This is a genomic window from Streptosporangium sp. CA-135522 (assembly GCF_050949235.1).
In the GTDB taxonomy this organism is placed as follows: Bacteria; Actinomycetota; Actinomycetes; order Streptosporangiales; family Streptosporangiaceae; genus Streptosporangium.
On the sequence record NZ_CP192027.1, the window covers coordinates 402,946 to 420,700 of the forward strand.

Sequence of the window (17,755 nt, forward strand, 5' to 3'; positions counted from 1 at the left end):
CATTCTCGTGACGCTATGCTGAACTCGTTGGTCACGCCTTCACCAGTCCTGTGGTCCCCCGGGGACGACTGGGCTGACCAGGGTCTTCCTCCAAAAGACTGGTCGCAGAAAGGGAACGGCTTGCCCGTGTGTGATCAACACCCCGGCGGGGGTGGCGAAGCCCTGCTGCAGGCAGCACAGCTCTTGCTGATGCTGCTGGAAATTCTTCGCCAGTGGGGGCTCGGGTAGTTAGGAGCTGCCCGAGTCCCCACCAGGTGGCCCTCGATCCGGCTGACGAGCCGGGCGGGGGCTGCCAGCTTTATCCATCCTATGCCAGGGTAGAGCAATGTTCCCGCGTACGCTTGCGAACGGGAAGCTCGCCCCTTGGACTCTGGCACTAAGCCTTATTGTATATGCCGCCGACCTATTAATACATCCACATGCTGACGTATTAATAGGTCGACCGGCCGACCGACTATGAACATTCAGTGCCGCGAGCACTTAATGACAGGGTTTAAAGATTACATCTGACTCCTGTTTAGACCCCAGCGCATGATGACCACCTTCCGCTCCGCGGCCGCGAATGTTTCCCGCACCTCATTTCACCTCCGATGCCGCACCTATTTTGACCTGCGGGTTTGTGCTGCAGACAGGCGCGGCACGCTCGGGGCGGCAGTGATGATCGCAGCCGGGATGACAGCGCCCGGCCCCCCGAGGCCGGCATCGGCCGAGGTCGGCCACCGAGTGCTTACGCTGAGACCCTCCTGAGGAATCTCCCCTCGCCTGGCCCGCTGGCGGCGAAGTCACGGTGATTCCTCACGGAACGGAATCCAGCCACCGCCATATCCGTCGCCGACCCACCGCCGGCCACGAGCAGACGCTCGCCAGGATGCGCCGTGGGCCAAGCTGGGGCTCCAGTAGCAATGAAGAAATTTTCAACGGACGCTCAGGTCGGAGCCCCTGTAAGGCCTTTCGGTCACAGCCTGACGACGGACCGCTGACCTGCATATCCGTTGTTTCCTGCGCCGTTACTACCGGGACCCCCGGTCAGGAGACCGTCCCGGTCGCCGACCGACGACTGCTCCTCCAGTTGTTTCTGCGCGCGCCGGCCGGAGCCGGCTCGGCCGCGTAGCCGGCCGACGGCACCGGTGACCCGCCGAGTCCCGCCCTTCGGGTCCAGCCGCCGATCACGCGGTACGGCCACAGGGCGGGGCCCAGTCGCGTACCACCCGGAAACGGTCGCGCACCGGGCTCGTGAACGGGCGCAGCTAGTGCCGCGTCAAGCAACCTTTGCCCTGTAATCGTCGGGGGCGTCAGCTCGTGCTAAGTGGTGCATTTTCCTCGGCATCGAGCTGGTGGTCCGCCCAGACGTAGCTTTCGGGAAGCAGGTCGAGGATGGAGACGGTGCGGAGTCTGTCACTTGTGCCGACGATGACCTTGAGGGCTGGGAAGTAGTCGAGAAGGACCTGGCGGCAGCGGCCGCATGGGGGCACAACGCCTCGGTCGCGGTCGCCCACGGCAACGATGGTGTCCAGGTCGTAGGCGCCCTGCGCGGCAGCCGTGCCGATGAGGACCAGCTCCGCGCAGGGACCGCCGGTGAAGTGATAGGCGTTCACCGCCGTGACGATCCGGCCGTCGTGGTTGCGGGCCGCGGCCGCCATGGTGTGGTTGTCGCCCCGGCAGCGTGTGGCCGCGACATGCGCCGCAGCCTGGATCAGTTCATGGTCGACGCGGTTGATCTGTGTGGTCATCTTCTCTGCCTTCATGTGGTGTCAGGCGGCGTTGGCCCGGGCGACGATGGTGCGGAGCCAAAGGTCGGCGGTGTGCTTGTTCCTCCAGATGACGTAGCGGCGGATCATGCTGCCCTGGGCCGTGTGGCTGGGGTGGTCGGTGCCGTCGAGAGCGAAGTACCGCAGGGCGGTGAACTGGGCCTCGATACGATTGAGCCAGGAACTGTTGGTGGGGGTGTAGGCGATCTCGACGTTGTTCGCCTCGGCCCACTCGGCGACCCGGCGGCACCGCTTGGCGGTCAGGTGCGGCGAGTAGTTGTCACAGACGATGGCGATGCGCACGTCAGCTGGGTAGAGAGTTCGCAGGTAGCGGCAGAACTCCAGGGACTTGGAGCGGTTCTTGGTCTTCTTGATGTGGCCGTAGAGCTTGTCCTTGGCCAGCTCGTAGGCGGCCATCAGGTGCCGCACGCCGTGCGGGCGGGTGTAGGTGGCCCGGCTGCGGGGGCGGGGTTCGCGGTCGGGGTCCTTGTGCGTGCCACCGCGCTCGGCCCACTGCCGGCCGGGGTGGGGCTGGAGGTTGAGCGGGCCGAACTCGTCCATGCAGAAGACGACTTCAGGCTCGCCATCCTCGGGTATGACCTCGCCGTCGGCGATGGCGTAGAGGTGCTCCACGCGGGCCTTCTTGGTGGCGTAGTCGGGGTCGCGGGAGGTCTTCCAGGTCTTCACGCGTTGAAACGACACGCCTTCCTGGTGGAGCAGGATGCGAAGGCCCTCGTGGCTGATGTCGTCGACCACCCCCTCGGCGACCAGGAAGTCGGCCAGCTTGGCCAGGCTCCAGGTCGAGAACGGCAGGCCGTGTTCGGCTGGCTTCGACTTCGCGATCTTCTTGATCTCCCGACGCTCGGGCAGCGTGAACGTCTTCGGTCGGCCGCCCCGGTACTTCGGGTACAGGGAGTCGAAGCCATCGGCGTTGAAGTTGTGGATCATATCTCGGACCCGGTCGTCGCTGGTGAACGTCACCTCGGCGATCTTGGCGACATCCATGCTCTGCGCGGACAGCAGTACCATCTGGGCCCGCCGCCAGGTCACCACCGACCCGGTGCCCCGGCGGATGATCCGCAGCAGCCGTTGTCCCTCTTCATCATCGATCTCTCGGACCCGCACGCGTTCAGCCACGTGATCATTCTGACCGCCCGGTGCCGCCCGGTACAGCAACCAGACGATACGTCACAACGGGGCGAACGTTGCCTGATGCGGCACTAGATGTGCGACTTCCGCACCGAGTGCCATATCGCCCCGACCAGAGCCCGCGTCGACCGGACCACTGAGAGCTGTTCGTGCCGACGGTACACATTCCAGTTGTACTGGACCGGCGACAACTTGTTCGACGAGAGCGACCCGGCCCGCTGAGACCGGTACACGGCCAAGGGTTCCCTCAGAGCCCGGGCGGGGGTCCCGTCCCGCATGATCGATAGCCAGAGCGCGTAGTCCTGCCTCTTCGGCATGTCCGGCATCAGCTTCGTCCCGAGCACCCTGCGGTCGTACATGGCGGTCAGGGCGCCGATGTGGTCTTGGACCAGCATCGCGCTGTAGTCCACGTGCTCCGGCGCCCACACGACGCGCCCGTTCGGGACGAAGTCGGCGGCCTCGCCCTCGTGCAGGGCGTCGACCTTGTAGTAGGAGGTGAACGTGAGGGGCGTTTCGGCTGTCGCGGCGAAGGCGAGCTGCTTCTCCAGCTTCGTCGGGAGCCACAGGTCGTCGCTGTCGAGAAGGGCGATGAAGTCACCCTGGGCCCGCTCGATGGCCAGGTTCCGGGCCCGGGCCGCGCCCCCCTGCCGGGCCGCTGCCTCCGGCAGGACCCGCTCGTCCTGCCGGGCCAGCTCTGTCAGCAGATCCATCGAGTCGTCGGAGGAGGCGTCGTCGGTGATCAGCAGTTCGAGATCGGTGTGGGTCTGCGTCAGCACCGACCGAACTGAGGGCCCCAGCGTGGCCGCCGCATTGTGTACCGGCATCACCACGGAAACCAGGGGCACAGCGGTGTTCCTTACCCAGATTGGAGTCGTCATGGATGTTGTCGTCGCGGGTCAGGGCTACGTGGGACTGCCTCTGGCCGTGCGCGCCGCCGAGGTGGGCCATCGCGTCGTCAGCTACGACGTGGACCTGCACCGTATCAAGCGGCTCACCGCCGGGAGTCGTACGTGGAGGACGTGACCTCCTCGCGACTCCGCGCGGTGCTGGACTCCGGGGCCTACTCCGCGACCGCCGACATTGCCGCGCTGGCCGGCGGCAGTAGCGATGCGGCTGGTCTGCTGGTCGGTGTAGCCGAGCATCCGGGCGATGAGGTTCATGGTGTGGCGGAAGGTGCCGGCGGCAGCTTCCAGGTCCGCGAGGACCTTGCACCAGTCCGCAGCCTCGTCCATGTCGACCCAGTTCTGGGCGGCGAACTCGCGGGCGAACTCACCGACGTGCTCAGCGGTTTCGGCCAGCTTGTTCAGCACGGTCCCGACGCTCATCCCGCCGGTCGGGGTGGTGCGGAACCGGTAGAGCAGCAGCGCACGGCCGCGCTGGCAGACCACATGCTGGAGCAGGTTGAGGCCCTGCCGAGCCGGTACACCCTGCGAGACGACCAGGAGGAGGACCTGGAATATCGCTTGATTGACGCCCGTCTCCTGCTGACGCATGTGTTCGAGGGACTGATCTCAGCCAGCGCGTACGCCGGTAAATACCACTCGGTGATCGGTCATATCGGGGTTGTGGCCCCCGACGCCGAGGGCTGAGGCCGCGGGTCCGCCCCGGCCGGGCCGGGAGCGTAGCCGTCGCTTGCCCGCGGTCAAGTCCCTCACGGCGGCCCAGCCCGGTGGCGGCCGCGGGACTTGACCGCAGGCGGCGCTGACGGCTGACCTTGGCCCCAGACAGGGGGCGAACAGCAGGGTAGGCAGCAGCGGTGTTCCCCGTGGCTATGTCAGGCACGGTTGTTCCTGCGCCCCCACTCCTCCTCATACTCGTCATCCTCCGGGATGTAGGCCATGCCGATCCCCGTCGTAGTCGACTGCGCCCTCGACAGCGCGTGATACTCCACCGGGAAACTACGAGGTCGCAGGTGGGGAGCGTCGAAAACTCGTGCCGAGAATCAACGTCGGTAAACGGGTCGGTGAGCGGATTTCGACAGGCATCGGCGCGCTGCCTTGACCTGGGGATATGTCCCTACTTTGCGGCCTATGACACCGACCCGAGCGGAGGGCCTTCTCGGACGGGGAGCCGACCTGCACGAACACCGGCCATAAACCCATGTCCGAGAAGTCGACGGCCTATGTCCACCGTAGTCCGGTGGCACCCGCTGTCCGCCGGCGTGCGGGATGCGGGCCACCCCCTGACCTCCCGCGACAACCTCGCCTACGCCTGCCAGGCGGCGGGGACCTGCGTCGAGCCGTCCCGCTGCAGGAGAAGCGCCGGCTCGCTCAGTAGCCGCTGCGGCGAGGGGCGGCGGTCGGGCGGCGGGAGAGATCGGTCCGGCCCGTGGGCTTGAGGTCGCGCGTCGGCTGGTCGTGCCGGTGCGGCGATCGGGCCTGGTGTTCGGCCTTGGCCTGGGTGATCATGGTGGGGAGTTTGATATGCATGTTTCCTCCTTGGGGTGCTAAGCCCTTGGGGTGCTAAGCCCTGGTGAGCCAGGTGACCTGGGCGCCGTTGTCGAAGGTCTCGCGCCGGGTGGGGGTGAACGGGGTGGGGCGGAACTGTCCGGAGAACATGGGGATGCCCGCGCCCGCCACCACGGGGTAGCTCTTGAGGATGATCTCGTCGATCTCCGGGAGCAGGGAGGCGGCGAGCCTGCCGCCGCCGCAGAGGTAGATGTCCATGCCGGTGTCCTCGGCCTTCAGTCGCCGGACGAGCTCGATCGGGTCGCCGGCCTCCACCTGCACCGTGGGGTCGTCGATCGTCAGCGTGCTGGAGACGACGTGCTGGCGCAGGTGGGAGTACGGGCTGGTGGTGGGGACCTCCAGGGCCGGCTCGTAGGTGCCGCGGCCCATCACCAGGGTGTCGAAGACCTTGTTGGGCGCGCCCTCGAGGCCGACAAGCGCGCGGACGTGGGTGGGGAGTGTCTCGGGGTAGCGTTCGTTGATCCAGGCGGCCATCTGGTCCGACAGGGGGTAGAAGTCGAACTCGGCGTTGGGGCCCGCGATGTAGCCGTCGAGCGAGACGCCGATGTAGTAGACAAGCTTTCGCATCTGATAACTCCCGATATAGTACTCTGGTTGGAGTGGCCAAAACGTAGTACTACAGACGGAGTGATGTCAAGTGCGGAGGAATCCCGAGCGGCGGCAGGCGCTGATCGACGCGGCCATCGAGGTGCTGGCCAGGGAAGGAGCGCGGGGGCTGACCTTCCGGGCCGTCGATGCGGAGGCGGCCGTGCCCCCGGGCACGGCCTCCAACTACTTCGCCAACCGCGATGACCTGTTCACCCAGGTCGGTGGGCGTATCTATGAGCGGTTGCTGCCCGACGAGGCCGCGATCGCCCGCAACCGGGAGGGCGTGCAGGACCAAGCCCGCTACGCCGAGCTCATGCACGAACTGGTGGATCGGGTCTCCGCCTTCAACTCCGGCTACCTGGCCCTGCTCGAGCTCCGGCTTGAGTCCACTCGGCGCCCCGAGCTGCGCGCCGTGCTGACCAAGCGCATCCGCGAGGACATCGACGCCAACATCGGCCACCACGCCGCCTCGGGTCTGCCCGGCGACTCGACCTCGACGGTTCTCCTCTACCTCGCGCTGAACTGGCTCATCGTGGAGCGGCTGACCATGCCCGACATCTTCACCGAGCAGGAGATCCACGAGTTGGTGGACATCGCCGTGCGAAGATCGCTGAACGCCTGACGTGTAGGGTCACCCGGCGATTTTGGGAAAAGATCACTCCTCACGCAGGAAGCGATCTTTGGACGCTCCCATCCCGCCCTCCGCTCGGGTCGGCGTCACCAGGGGAAAAGTAGCTGTGAGTAACCGGATCCCATCATCTGACAGAGATCCCAGATCACATCGTGGCTGTTTATCGGCCTCACGAGAAGACCGGCATCCCCGCCGACTGCGGAGCACCATGGCTTCGCACCCTGCTCAAGGAGCCTGCCCGGAGGTTTTGGCCTGGTCTTTCTCGCTACTTTTCCCCTGGTGACGCCGACCCGAGCGGAGGGCCTAGCGGGAGATTGCGAGCGTTTCGAGCGGCCCCCTACGCGCGCACGCGTAGGGGTGTCACAAAAGTAACGAAACTCCCGCCGGAGGCACCCGGCGCGGGACGGGAGCCGCCAGGCGACAGGGGCTGGCACCGGCCGGTCGGGGCAGCGCACAATGGCGGTTTGCGTCCCGGCCGAATCGGCCGCAGGAAAGGGAGGCCCCCGTGCCCGATCAGGTCGATCGACAAGTCCGCACCGTGCCGTGCCCCACCTGCCAGGCCGGGCCCGACCGCGCCACCAACACCCTGGTCGTCTCCTCCGACGAGGTGGGCATCATCGAGACCTGGCACACCCCGGACTGCGCCGACCACCTGGAGTGGGAGCGGCAGGTGCAGATCAGCGTCGAAGAGGTCCGCCGGGAGCAGGAGTGGGCGGAGGTGACCTTCCCCGCCGCCAGCGCCCGCCTGCAGGAGGCGCTGCGGGCCCTGCCCGTCGAGCAGCGCGCCACCCCGTTCGTCGCCGCGCTTGCCGAGGTGGTCGAGCTCCAAGCCATCAAGCAGGCCGGCCGCGGCGGCTTCGTCGGGCTGGAGGAGTGGGCGCAGATCCTCGAGCGGCACTTCCCGCCGGCGCAGCCGTAGCCGTCGGTCGGCGGGCGCGGCCAGGCGCACGGGCAGTCGTGCCGCGTGAGCGCCGCGGCCGCCCGCAACCGAGGTCTTCGACGATGCCGAGATGCGCAGGCGCGCCTGCGCCGGCGACGCCGGCGAAACGCCGACGCGCGGCTCAGGTCGGGTGCGGGAAAAGTCTTTCCCGCCTCGGGCAACGGTCAGGGGCGTGGGTGGCGTCTTTCTTAGTGGCTGAGCATCGTTTCGGAGAGACAGGCTCAGTTCGCGCGGCCGGCTCCTTTCGGGGGAGAGGAGCCTGGCCTGAATCGGTTGTCTGACCTGGCTGGTCGGCCCCGGAGAGGTGGTGTTCCTGCCGCCTCTTCGGGCGCCAACCGTTCCCGGCGGCCCGGTCCGAGACATGGGCGCCACCGCGCTGCAGCAGCCGTCCACCTCGCCCGTCCCGGCGAGCTTTGAGGCCTGGATCCAGCGGGTCCCGCGCCTGGCTGAAGTCAGAGCGTCGGCCACCACGGGGTGCCGGGTGACGGCTCGGGCCCGCCGGGGGCGATTACTGGTGGAATCCATAAAAGCGCCAAAAGTTGGCTGATCGTCGTCGAGATCGTGTCCCGGGTGCTGGCCGCCGAGCAGGATGTGATCGCCTGTGGTGGTCTCGACCAGGACCCCGGGGGACCGCAGGAAGGGGAAGCGGCAGCGCCGAACCACCGTCTCGCTATCTCGCTGGCGGGTGCGGCCGGCGTCATGACGGCCACGGGGGTGATGGCGCGGCCTTCCCGAGCCGCTACCTGTCCGGTCTCGGCTGCGGGGCCCACCATGGTGACCTTCACCGTGGTGGGCCATCGCCAAGGCGCCCCGGCCAACCGCCGGGGCGCCGCGCCGAGCCGCAAGGCCGGCGCTCTTCTCCCGCTCGGTCAGACACCGCCACGACTAGGGCCGTCCGCCAGACCCCGTCATGGTGGGCGGCTCTACCACTCCAGGGTGGTGTCGAAGGCGACGCCGATCGGGAAGACCCCGGCGTGCTGGTTGATCTCCAAGATCCGTTGCAGGACGCCGTGGACGTAGGCCAGCGTCAGCCGCCCGCCCAGCGCAACGGCGCACTGGTGGGCCTCGGCCAGCGTCCACACCCCGACCGAGTCGCAAAACGTCAGCTTGGCCGCATCCACCACCAGGCGGACCTGGCCGCGCGCCAGGGTGTCGGCCAGCACCTGGCGCAGCAGCGGCGCCGACGATGCGTCCAGCTCCCCGTCCAGGGCGAGCACCGAAAAGCCGGGGTAGTCGGTGACGGCCACCGACAGCTGGGCGCTCACCTACGCGCCCGACCCCACCGCGGGTCCGGCAACAGCCGCCCCCGCCGCCGGCTCTCCTGCAGCCTCGATGTCTTGCCCATCCCCTCAGCGTAGGCCGGGGGCGGGCGGCGTCGGCCACCCGCCCGTGCCGCCGGGCAACCGGCTCCCGGCCTGATCGGTGGCGTCCGCGGGTGACCCGGGGCGGCAGACGTCCGAGCCCTGCTTTGCGGTGAATTTACGCCTCCCCCCAGCAGCGAGGCGAACCCCGCGCCGCGCCGGTGGCTAGGCTCCCCACCGGGAGGAACCTTGATCATGAGCACGCGTCCGGCCGCCCCGCTCGGGCGGCTGCTGCCCGCCGCGGCGGCGCTCGCCCTGGCGTGCGGCCTGCTCACCCCCGCCCGAAACGCCGCCGCGACCGCGGCTGCGACGGCGGCGCCGGTGACGGTCGCCTGGCGCGCCGACCAGCTGGCGATCACCGTGCCCGACTCGGCGAGCCTGGGCAGCGGCACGGCGGGCAGTACGCTCAGCGCGTCCCTGGGCACGGTGACCGTGGTCGACTCCCGATCGGGCAACCCTCCCTGGACGGCGACCGTGGCCTCCACCGACTTCACCACCGGCGCGCCGGTGCGGACCATCACCAAGGCCAACGTCTCCTACTGGTCGGGGTCGACCACCGCCTCCTCCGGCGGCGGCACTCGCGTCCCCGGGCAGCCCACCGCCGCCCAGAAGGTCACCCTGACCGCGCCGGCGACCGCGTTCAGCGGGCGCAAGCTGATCGGCATCGCCAACTCCACCAGCTGGCAGCCGACGCTCGTCGTCACCATCCCGGCCGCCGCCGCTGCGGGCACCTACACCGGGACCATCACCCACTCGGTCGCCTGAGCGTCCAGGCGAGCCTCCAGGCGTCGGACGGCGCCGCAGCCCGACGCGCGCAATGACCACCAAGCACCATGGGATCGCCAAAAGTTCCCAGATGTCCCCGCGGGACGACCCGCTGCAGGCCACTGTCCGCGCAGGATAGGGATCACGCCGCAACGGCCCAGGTAGGGCGGGCATTCGATGAAGGAGCTAGTAGTGTCTAAAAGCCGTCTGGGCATCTCATTGGCCAGCGCCGCCGGCATGGTGGCGGCCATGGTGATGGTGGCCCTGCCCGCCCACGCCGGCACCTGCCCCGCCTCGACCACCTGTTCCACCACGGTGACCTTCACCGTGACCGCCCCGGGCGGGCTGACCATCACCGTTCCCGACGGTCCGGTCAACATCGGCAGCGGCGCGCCGGGCACCCAGATCAGCGGGCCGCTCGGCCCGGTCACGGTCTCCGACCAGCGCGCGGCGCTGACCGCCACCTGGGTGGCGTCGGTGATCGCGGCGCCGGCCGGCTTCACCACCGGCGGCGGCACCGCGCCTGAGACCGTTCCCACCAGCGCCGTCCTGTACTGGTCCGGCACCGCTACCACCACCGGCACCGGCACCTTCGTGCCCGGCCAGATCGACGCGGCGGCCGCGCAGACACTGACCGTGACGCGCACCGCCTACAGCAAGACGACCGGCTCCGGCAACAACTCCGCCACCTGGACCCCGACCATCGTGATCAACATCCCCGCACAGGCCGTCGCCGGCACCTACACTGGCACGATCAACCACTCCGTCGCCTGACCCACCACGGCGCCGCCGGAGGCCCGGCGAACAGGCCACCGATCGGACGCACCCGCCGCCCGCGCTCGGGCACTCGATCCCACCGAAACCCTCCAGGGCCCTTCGCGCACCCCTACGGCGGGCCGTCCCTGATGCTTACGGCTCGTTCTGGGTGAGCGCGACGATGAGTTGGAGCATGCCGTAGGCGGCCGTCATCGTCTCGGCATCGAAGGCGACGGTGCGCCCGCTTCTGGTGACGCCGGGCATGAGGGCGGCCAGGTCCGCCGCGCGCGGCTGGTGCAGGTCGATCTCAATGCGGAGCGGCTGCGGCACCGAGACCGGCGGGCTGGTGGCGTGCGACCGCATCGCCTGGCTGGCGCCGCGCCGCAGGAGCTCGTGCGCTTCGCCGGGGTGCATGCCGTCGGCCGCGTGCTGGCCGAGGCCGCGTTTGACCGGCACGGTGACGGCCTGGGGCGCCAGGGCGCTGAACTCCTCGCATGCCGCGGCATCTCCGCTGGCCAGCACGACGGGCACGCCGTACGAGCCCGCCAACAGGGTGTTGATGCCGATCTCGCCGTGCGAGGCGCCGTTGATGCGGACGTCGAGGATGGCGTCGGCGATGGTATGGGCGAGCACGGCGCCGCGGGCGCCCGCGCGGGCGTGGTAGCCCACGAACATCGCCGCCTGGGCGCCAGCCTGCAGGCCCGCGAGCATGCCCAGTTCGCGGGGTTTGCCGCGGATCAGCCGGGCTCGTCGGTCGAGGTCCTCGGGCAGGATGTTGCGGTAGGTGCCGTGGGCATCGGCCACCAGCACCTCGGCCGCCGCCGTCATCAACCTCCGGCCGCGCTCGTAGTCGTAGCGTTCCGGGGTGGTCTCGGCGGGATGGACGATGCCGGCGATCCCCTCCATGTCCACCGAGATCAGCACCTTGATTGCCACGGCGATGTTCTAGCTCGTGCGCAGGGCGATGCCGCGGCCGGCGAAGAACGTCTCGAACACCTCGATGGGCAGGCTGGCCCGGCGGGCTTCAGGCGTGTGGCCGGAAGGGTTGTGCAGATGGAGCATGCCGTGATCGTGGCCGGTGAGCAGGACCAGGTGCCCGCCCCGGCCGGGCGCGGGCAGGTCCGATCGGCGGATCTCCTTGTGAACGGAAGCCATCACCAGGTGCCCCTCGGCGAGCAGGCCGGGCAGCTCGGCGGCGGCCAGGTGCGGGTGCACGTCGGCGTGCAGGCCGTGCTCGGCGCGCACGTAGTCGGCGAACGGCGCGTAGTACAGGCCCTTGATCTGGCCTGCGTCGTCTTCGACGTAGCCGCCGTAGGCGCGGCAGCCGCGCAGGAGTTCCAGCAGCGGCGGGGCGTGCCCGTCGCGGTGGTCGAGGATCATCTGCAGGCAGGCCATGCCGCAGGCGTGCCGGCACCAGCGGCCGTACTCGGAGCGGCTGGCGGCTCCGGACAGGTGCCAGAGCGGATCATCGGCCGCATCGGCGCCGTGGTAGGCGATGGCCGCGATCCGCTCCGGGCTCATGTACTGGGTGAACAGACCGACGCCGTCATGCAGTGCCTGCTCGCTGCTGCACGCCCCCGGCGTGCAGGCCAGGCACCCCACGATCTCCCCCAGCGGTCTCGGCGCGGCCGACCAGCGACCGGAACGTGGTCCAGGCGATGTTCCCCCCGGACAGGACCACACCGATTGTGCCGGAAAAGATCTCGATCCGCCCGCACATCGCCGCCGCCAGCGCGCACGCGCCGCTCGGCTCGACGACGGCCTTCAGATGGGTGAAGCAGGCCGCCATCGCCTCGACGATCTCGACGTCGGTGACGGTGACCACCTGGTCCAGCAACGCCTGGTTGACCTCGAACGGCAGCGGCGCCGGGGCGTGGTGGGTGAGCCCGTCAGCGATGGTGGCGGGCGTGGGGATGCTCACCCGGCCGCCCTGGCGCAGCGACAAGACGGTGTCGGCGCCGGATTCGGGTTCCACGCCGACCACCCGGATGGCGGGGTTGAGGGCTTTGGCGGCCACCGCGCAGCCGGCGGCCAGGCCGCCCCCGCCGACCGGCACCACCAGCACGCTCAGCTGCTCACACTGGTCAAGGAGCTCGGCGGCGACGGTGCCGCCGCCCGCGATCACCTGCTCGGAGTTAGCCGAGGGCACGACGGCCAGGCCGCGCTTGGCCGCCAGGTCGGCCACCACAGCGTCGCGGTCGTCGCCGCCGCGGGCGTAGAAGACCACCTCGGCCCCCAGCGCGCGGGCCGCTTCCACCTTCAGCGGCGGGGCGTCGGCGGGCACCACGACGACGGAGTAGATGCCGACGTGGCGGGCCGCCCAGGCCAGGGCAGCCGCGTGATTGCCGGAGGAGGCCGCGATCACCCCGCCGGCGCGTTCGGCCGCCGTCAGGCTGAGCACGTGGTTGAGTGCGCCGCGCAGCTTGAACGAGCCGGTCCGCTGCAGGTTTTCGGCCTTGCACACCACCGGCGCGCCGCACAGCTCGTCCAGAGCCGGCGCGGCCAGCACGGGCGTGCGGGCGGTGTGTCCGGCCAGGCGGGCGGCGGCGGTGCGGATGTCATCGATGCCGATCACGGTCGTACCTCCTTCGTCAGGGCCGGTAGCCGTGCGGCATCAGCGCGGTGGACAGGATGAACGCGATCAACGCGTCGTAGCCCAGGCCGTCGGCCGCCGCCATGGTGGCCAAGTTGCCGGTGGCCGACAGGCCGGGCAGGGTGTTGGTCTCCAACCACCACACCTGCTCGCCGGCTGCGTCGACGACGAAGTCGCTACGCGAGTAGCCCGAGCAGCCCAGCGCCCGGTGCGCGGCCTGGGCCTGCTGCCTGATGAGCGCCTCGGTTTGCGGCGGCAGCACGGTGGGGCAGTGATTGGTGAAGGCGGCCGGGTCGTTCTTGGTCGGGTAGTCGTAGAAGCCGCCGCCCTTCGGCCGGGTCTCCAGCAACGGCAGCACCCGCAGCTGCGCGCCGTCGTCCAGGACGCCGGCGGTGACCGAGTGGCCAGGCCAGAACCGTTCGGCGAACAGCGCCTGCCCGCCTGCGCGCAGCTCGGCCACCGCGACGGCGAGGTCGTCTTCGGTGCGGCCCAAGCGCATGTCGATGGAGCCGCCCTCCGACACCGGCTTGATGATGATCGGCAGCTCGATGGCGTCGGCCAGGTCCTTGGCGACCACGTCGGCGGGCCGCTCACCGTCGATGACGCGGCCGGGCAGGACGCTGACGCCGTGCGCGGCGACCATGGCCTTGGCCGCCGTCTTGTGCATCGCCAGCGCGCTGGCCAGCACGCCGGAGCCGGTGTAGGGCAGGCCGAGATGCTCCAGCAGGCCCTGCAGCTTGCCGTCCTCGGCATACTGTCCGGCGATCGCCAGGAAGGCCACGTCGAGGACGGCCAGCTTGCCGGCCAGGCCGGGTTCGGCGGTGTCGATCAGTACCGCGGACAGGCCTTGGCGTAGCAGGCTGGCGTGCGCGGTGTTGCCGGACAACAGGGAACGGGCCCGTTCGCGGGAACGGCCGCCGGTCAGCACGCCGATCCGGCCCTGGCCGGGTAGCGCGAGCTGGGTGTCGATGAGCGGGGACATGAGCTCTCCAGCAGGTCGGGGGAACTGGTCGCCTGCCAGCAGACCCCGGCCCCGGCCCGTGAGGTCAGGATGAAGGCGGCTCACTCACCCTTCACTCACCTGTTCACGCCCGGGCCGGGAGAAGATAGGGGTGTGGCGACCCCCGAGCACAGCCAGTCTGAGCACAGCCAGCCCGAGCAGAGCCCGCAGGACTTCGGCACGGTCTTGAAGTCCTGGCGCGAGCGCCGCGGCCTGTCGAAGAAGGCGCTGGCGGTGGCGATGGACTTCGACCCGTCCTACATCAGCCACATCGAGTCCGGGCGGCATCAGGCCGGCGAGGACTTCGCCCGCCGGGCCGAGGCCGCTTTGTCGGCCTGCGGCACGGTGTGGCGCGCCTGGCAGGCGGGCTCGGCAGGCCCTGCCGCGCACCCCGGACCGGCCTCCACCGCCGTGGGTGGCTTGCTGGTCGAAGACGACCACGCCGAACTGCGCTACGCCGACGGCGTCTACACCGCGACCATGCGCCGCCGCCTACGTAACCTCGGCGCCGACCCGGTCACCCGCTACCTGGTACGCATCAGCGTCGACCGCTACCCGGGCCAGCCCGCCCGCTCCAACGCCCACTACCGCAGCCACCCGCTCACCTGGGACGAGCTGAACCTCATCGCCGACTGCGACGGCGAGCCGATGAACTTCCAACCCAAGCACGACCGCGACAGCTTCAAAGAGGCCTGGCTCTGCTTCGCCAACGATCGCGGCAAGTTCCCGCTGTATCCGGGCGAGCGCGCCACGATCACCTACGCCTACACCGTCCCGGACACCAAATGGGGACCGTGGTTCCAGCGGGCGATACGGCTGGCCACCCAGCACCTCGGCGTGGCGTTGAGCTTCCCGGCCGCCCTGGATCCCGTGGTGTGGGGCACCGAGACCTCCACCACCGCCGAGGCCGTCCCGCTGCACGACCCCATCACCCGCACCCAGCGCGAGCACGACGTGCTGTTCACCTGGGGGACCGCTGAGCCGCCGATGGGCGCCCGCTACCGGCTGGAATGGCGCTTTCGAGCCGGGCCCGACCAAGACGCCGGCGAGACGGCGAGCCTGCGCACCAGCAGCGACCGGATGAAAGCCGCCGGCATCGTCCAGGCCGGCGACGCCATCCTGGCCGCCACCGCCACGCCGTTCGACCTGCCCGCCGACGTCGCCCAGGCCCGTGAGGTGATCGACGCCCTGTTCGCCGCGCTACAGCGGGTGCGCGAACAGCACGTGTTCGGCAAGGGCATGGGGCTGGCCGCCCCGCAGATCGGCATCGGTCGGGCCGCCGCCATCGTCATCCCGCCCGACCCCGACGCCGACGCCATCGTGCTGCTCAACTCTCGCGTCACCGACGCCTCCACCGAGACCGACGAGCAGTACGAGGGCTGCCTGTCCTTCTTCGACGTGCGCGGCATGGTCGGTCGACCGCTCACCCTGGAGGTCGAGCACACCGGCCTGGACGGACACACCAAGATCACCGCATTCCCGTACGGGCTGGCCCGCCTCGTCGCCCACGAGATCGACCACCTTGCCGGCCGCCTGTACACCAGCCGCATGCGGGAGGGCGTCAAACCCATCCCCGTGGAGGAGTATCGCGGCATCGGTCAGCCCTGGCGGCGCTCCTAACGACGAAAGCCCGATCCGCCGGCGCCTTCGTCGGCCCTCCACTCGGGTCAGCGTCACCAGGGGAAAAGCAGCCGAGAAAGGCCAGGTCAACCCCTTCGGCCGAGTCTTTGAGCAGGGTGGAAAGTCGTAGCGCTTCGGAGTCGTCCGGGAACGTCCGCCTTCTCGGGTAGGCCGATGAGCAGGCCCGATGCCGTGGGGAAACTCCTGCCCGACAGCGGAGCTGACCACTCACAGCTACTTGTACTGCCCCTGGTGACGCCGACCCGAGTGGAGGGCCATTCCGTGCATCCCCGACCCGCCTGAAGGCCTCAGCGGGACGTCCCACCAAGCTCACGCCCGAGCTGCGCGAGAAGCTGTGCGGCCACTCGAATCGCCGAAGCCGACCACCAACCCAGGAGTGGGTCTGGCCCCACCCATCCGTACGGCCAAGCCCATATCGGGCCGGCCAGGCGCTCCATAACATCGCTACCACAACGACACGGAGGAGAAAGACCATGGCGAACGCCGACGACATCACGACCGCGACGGCGCACCTCGGCGACGCCCGCACCCAGGAGGCCTTCACCACGGTGAAGAAGTGCATCACGCTCTTCGGTGCCGTCAGCGCCATCGTCCTCGGGACGGTTGCCGTGATGGCGTTCATCGGCTACGAGGCGACCTCGTTCATGTGGATCCGGGGAGCCATCCTGCTCGCGGTCACCCCGCTGATCTACCGGATGACTGTCCGCGCTTCGGAGGGGTCGTACAAGGCCTTCGACCGGCTGCGCACCCTGTCCACCATCCTGCCGGTCGCGATCATCGGCGTCGACCTGATCCCCGGCCTCTGCCCAGCGTGGTACGCCGTGCTCCAGGGCCTGTCCGCTCTCGCCCTGATCGGCGTCGCCGTCATCACCCGCGGTTCCGCGCTGCGCGCCGCCTTCTCCGAGAAGAAGTGAAGTCCTGAGGGGGCGCCGATTCTCCTGCGCAACGAGGTCGACGGCTCCACCGACCTGGCCGCATGGGTCCCGGTCACCGAGGTGCCCGAGCTGGAGCGGGCCGTGATCATCGACATCGCGCTGAGACTGGACAACGCCCGTCCGCCGGGCGGCCGCGTGGACCCCATACCTGTGACCGGACTGCTCCGGCATTGAGCCGCCGCTGGAGACGAGCAGCCGACCGGGGACTTACAGCGTGTCCTACATGGTGGGTGAGTCGTTGAACTCACCATGGACGGCGGGCAATGGGACTGGATCGTCCCGGCGGGGTTGTGGGAGATCGCACGGCCGTTGCTGCCGGCGCCTCGGGTGCGCCCGCAGGGCGGCGGGATCGTCGGTGTCGCTGATGAGGCGGTGTTCGCCGCGATCGTCTACGTGCTGGTCAGCGGATGCTCCTGGCGGGCGCTGCCGCCGTGTTTCGGAGCCTCGAAGTCCACTGTGCATCGCCGGTTTTTGATCTGGTCGTGTGCCGGGGTGTGGGAGCGGTTGCACCAGGCCGTCCTGGACCAGTTGGCCGGCGATGGCCTGCTGGATGTGTCGCGCGTGGTGCTCGACTCGGCGCATGTGCGCGCCAAAAAGGGGGCGAACACACAGGTCCTTCGCCCGTGGACCGGGGTAAGCCCGGTTCCAAGCTGCACGTCCTGTCGGACGCGGCCGGACTGCCTCTGGTCGTCGGCCTGTTCGCGGCCAACGTCCACGACAGCCGCTGGTTGAAGCCGATGGTGCTCGCCCTCCAATTGAGACACAGCCCTGTGCAGGGCCGGTATCGCAAGATCGGCAAGCTCCACGCCGACAAGGCCTATGACCATCCTGAGCTGCGGCGATGGCTGCGCGGCAAGCGCATCGGAGTGCGTATCGCCCGCAAGGGCGTCGAGTCCAGCCAGCGACTGGGCCGCCATCGCTGGGTGATCGAACGAACTATCTCCTGGCTGTTCGGCTACCGGCGCCTGTCACCCCGTTACGAGCGTCACCCCTACGCCTACCTGGCCTTTCTCACCCTCGCTGCAGCCATGACCTGCCATAAGCGACATCTCAAACTCACCATATAGGACATGGTCTAAGCACCACCTGATCACCGACGCCACCGGCATCCCCCTCGCGGTGATCCCGACCGGCGGCAACCGCGGGCGACGTCACCCAGCTCCTCAGGAGCTCTAAGAAG

19 protein-coding genes are annotated in these 17,755 nt (G+C 69.2%); 9 read left to right on the forward strand and 10 right to left on the reverse strand.

Annotated elements, in window-relative coordinates; translation table 11 throughout:
* Positions 1–1,292: 1,292 nt before the first annotated feature.
* The 3 genes from ACQPYK_RS50310 to ACQPYK_RS50320 all read right to left on the reverse strand — a co-directional run bounded on the left by ACQPYK_RS50310 (position 1,293) and on the right by ACQPYK_RS50320 (position 3,742).
* Positions 1,293–1,730, reverse strand: coding sequence for a hypothetical protein (locus ACQPYK_RS50310; protein WP_433237418.1), 438 nt, complete (start codon positions 1,728–1,730; stop codon positions 1,293–1,295).
* A 21-nt stretch (positions 1,731–1,751) separates the two neighbouring features.
* Positions 1,752–2,885, reverse strand: coding sequence for an IS630 family transposase (locus ACQPYK_RS50315; RefSeq protein WP_433259457.1), 1,134 nt, complete (start codon positions 2,883–2,885; stop codon positions 1,752–1,754).
* An 83-nt stretch (positions 2,886–2,968) separates the two neighbouring features.
* Positions 2,969–3,742: a glycosyltransferase family 2 protein gene (locus tag ACQPYK_RS50320; protein ID WP_433259459.1), complete on the reverse strand. Its 774-nt coding sequence runs from the start codon at positions 3,740–3,742 to the stop codon at positions 2,969–2,971.
* Positions 3,743–3,773: 31 nt separating this feature from the next.
* Here ACQPYK_RS50320 and ACQPYK_RS50325 point away from each other — a divergent pair, with 31 nt between their 5' ends.
* Complete coding sequence (locus ACQPYK_RS50325; RefSeq protein ID WP_433259461.1) at positions 3,774–3,920, forward strand: hypothetical protein; 147 nt, start codon at positions 3,774–3,776, stop codon at positions 3,918–3,920.
* On the forward strand, positions 3,908–4,486 hold the full coding sequence (locus ACQPYK_RS50330) for a hypothetical protein (RefSeq protein WP_433259462.1): 579 nt from the start codon (positions 3,908–3,910) through the stop codon (positions 4,484–4,486). Before ACQPYK_RS50325 ends, ACQPYK_RS50330 begins: the two co-directional genes overlap by 13 nt.
* A gap of 681 nt (positions 4,487–5,167) precedes the next feature.
* Here ACQPYK_RS50330 and ACQPYK_RS50335 read toward each other — a convergent pair.
* Both ACQPYK_RS50335 and ACQPYK_RS50340 read right to left on the reverse strand, forming a co-directional pair.
* The gene (locus ACQPYK_RS50335; protein WP_433259464.1) at positions 5,168–5,326 is read right to left on the reverse strand and encodes a hypothetical protein; all 159 of its coding nucleotides are present in this window, start codon (positions 5,324–5,326) and stop codon (positions 5,168–5,170) included.
* A 33-nt stretch (positions 5,327–5,359) separates the two neighbouring features.
* Complete coding sequence (locus tag ACQPYK_RS50340) at positions 5,360–5,932, reverse strand: dihydrofolate reductase family protein (protein ID WP_433259466.1); 573 nt, start codon at positions 5,930–5,932, stop codon at positions 5,360–5,362.
* Between the two features lie 70 nt (positions 5,933–6,002).
* Between ACQPYK_RS50340 and ACQPYK_RS50345 the strand changes: the two genes are divergently transcribed.
* Together ACQPYK_RS50345 and ACQPYK_RS50350 are read left to right on the forward strand one after the other, a co-directional pair.
* The gene (locus tag ACQPYK_RS50345) at positions 6,003–6,575 is read left to right on the forward strand and encodes a TetR/AcrR family transcriptional regulator (protein WP_433259467.1); all 573 of its coding nucleotides are present in this window, start codon (positions 6,003–6,005) and stop codon (positions 6,573–6,575) included.
* Between the two features lie 514 nt (positions 6,576–7,089).
* Positions 7,090–7,503: a hypothetical protein gene (locus ACQPYK_RS50350; protein ID WP_433259469.1), complete on the forward strand. Its 414-nt coding sequence runs from the start codon at positions 7,090–7,092 to the stop codon at positions 7,501–7,503.
* A gap of 944 nt (positions 7,504–8,447) precedes the next feature.
* On the opposite strand, the gene ACQPYK_RS50355 is transcribed toward ACQPYK_RS50350, so the two are convergent.
* Positions 8,448–8,789: an STAS domain-containing protein gene (locus tag ACQPYK_RS50355; RefSeq protein ID WP_433259471.1), complete on the reverse strand. Its 342-nt coding sequence runs from the start codon at positions 8,787–8,789 to the stop codon at positions 8,448–8,450.
* 291 nt (positions 8,790–9,080) lie between these two features.
* On the opposite strand from ACQPYK_RS50355, the gene ACQPYK_RS50360 reads away from it, so the two are divergent.
* Positions 9,081–9,650, forward strand: coding sequence for a hypothetical protein (locus tag ACQPYK_RS50360; protein WP_433259473.1), 570 nt, complete (start codon positions 9,081–9,083; stop codon positions 9,648–9,650).
* Between the two features lie 192 nt (positions 9,651–9,842).
* Positions 9,843–10,424, forward strand: a complete 582-nt coding sequence (locus ACQPYK_RS50365) for a hypothetical protein (protein WP_433259474.1) — start codon at positions 9,843–9,845, stop codon at positions 10,422–10,424.
* Between the two features lie 135 nt (positions 10,425–10,559).
* On the opposite strand, the gene ACQPYK_RS50370 is transcribed toward ACQPYK_RS50365, so the two are convergent.
* Genes ACQPYK_RS50370 through ACQPYK_RS50385 form a run of 4 tightly spaced genes read right to left on the reverse strand, consistent with a single transcriptional unit; the run spans position 10,560 to position 13,981 of the window.
* Positions 10,560–11,336 (reverse strand): M55 family metallopeptidase, encoded by a 777-nt coding sequence (locus ACQPYK_RS50370; RefSeq protein WP_433259806.1) that lies wholly within the window; start codon positions 11,334–11,336, stop codon positions 10,560–10,562.
* A gap of 15 nt (positions 11,337–11,351) precedes the next feature.
* Positions 11,352–12,008 (reverse strand): peptidase, encoded by a 657-nt coding sequence (locus ACQPYK_RS50375; protein WP_433259477.1) that lies wholly within the window; start codon positions 12,006–12,008, stop codon positions 11,352–11,354.
* Complete coding sequence (locus tag ACQPYK_RS50380) at positions 11,953–12,981, reverse strand: threonine ammonia-lyase (RefSeq protein WP_433259479.1); 1,029 nt, start codon at positions 12,979–12,981, stop codon at positions 11,953–11,955. The genes ACQPYK_RS50375 and ACQPYK_RS50380 overlap by 56 nt, the downstream gene beginning before the upstream one ends.
* Positions 12,982–12,997: 16 nt before the next feature.
* A complete protein-coding gene (locus ACQPYK_RS50385) occupies positions 12,998–13,981 on the reverse strand; it encodes a D-alanine--D-alanine ligase family protein (protein WP_433259480.1) in 984 nt (327 codons plus the stop codon).
* Positions 13,982–14,113: 132 nt separating this feature from the next.
* On the opposite strand from ACQPYK_RS50385, the gene ACQPYK_RS50390 reads away from it, so the two are divergent.
* The 3 genes from ACQPYK_RS50390 (at position 14,114) to ACQPYK_RS50400 (ending at position 17,642) form a co-directional block, all read left to right on the forward strand.
* Positions 14,114–15,619 carry a peptide deformylase gene (locus tag ACQPYK_RS50390; protein WP_433259481.1) on the forward strand — a complete coding sequence of 502 codons (1,506 nt, stop codon included), beginning with the start codon at positions 14,114–14,116 and terminating at the stop codon, positions 15,617–15,619.
* A 494-nt stretch (positions 15,620–16,113) separates the two neighbouring features.
* On the forward strand, positions 16,114–16,554 hold the full coding sequence (locus ACQPYK_RS50395) for a hypothetical protein (protein ID WP_433259483.1): 441 nt from the start codon (positions 16,114–16,116) through the stop codon (positions 16,552–16,554).
* 270 nt (positions 16,555–16,824) lie between these two features.
* Positions 16,825–17,642 (forward strand): IS5 family transposase gene (locus tag ACQPYK_RS50400; RefSeq protein WP_433237234.1). Its coding sequence is split into 2 segments (ribosomal slippage): positions 16,825–17,167 and positions 17,167–17,642, totalling 819 coding nucleotides; the frame shifts between segments, so codons are not numbered across the junction.
* Positions 17,643–17,755: the final 113 nt, after the last annotated feature.

Coding starts and splice junctions, on each gene's coding strand:
- ACQPYK_RS50310 (WP_433237418.1), bottom strand. CDS start 1,730: ATGACCACACAGATCAACCGCGTCGACCATGAACTGATCCAGGCTGCG.
- ACQPYK_RS50325 (WP_433259461.1), top strand. CDS start 3,774: ATGGATGTTGTCGTCGCGGGTCAGGGCTACGTGGGACTGCCTCTGGCC.
- ACQPYK_RS50335 (WP_433259464.1), bottom strand. CDS start 5,326: ATGCATATCAAACTCCCCACCATGATCACCCAGGCCAAGGCCGAACAC.
- ACQPYK_RS50340 (WP_433259466.1), bottom strand. CDS start 5,932: ATGCGAAAGCTTGTCTACTACATCGGCGTCTCGCTCGACGGCTACATC.
- ACQPYK_RS50360 (WP_433259473.1), top strand. CDS start 9,081: ATGAGCACGCGTCCGGCCGCCCCGCTCGGGCGGCTGCTGCCCGCCGCG.
- ACQPYK_RS50385 (WP_433259480.1), bottom strand. CDS start 13,981: ATGTCCCCGCTCATCGACACCCAGCTCGCGCTACCCGGCCAGGGCCGG.
- ACQPYK_RS50395 (WP_433259483.1), top strand. CDS start 16,114: ATGGCGAACGCCGACGACATCACGACCGCGACGGCGCACCTCGGCGAC.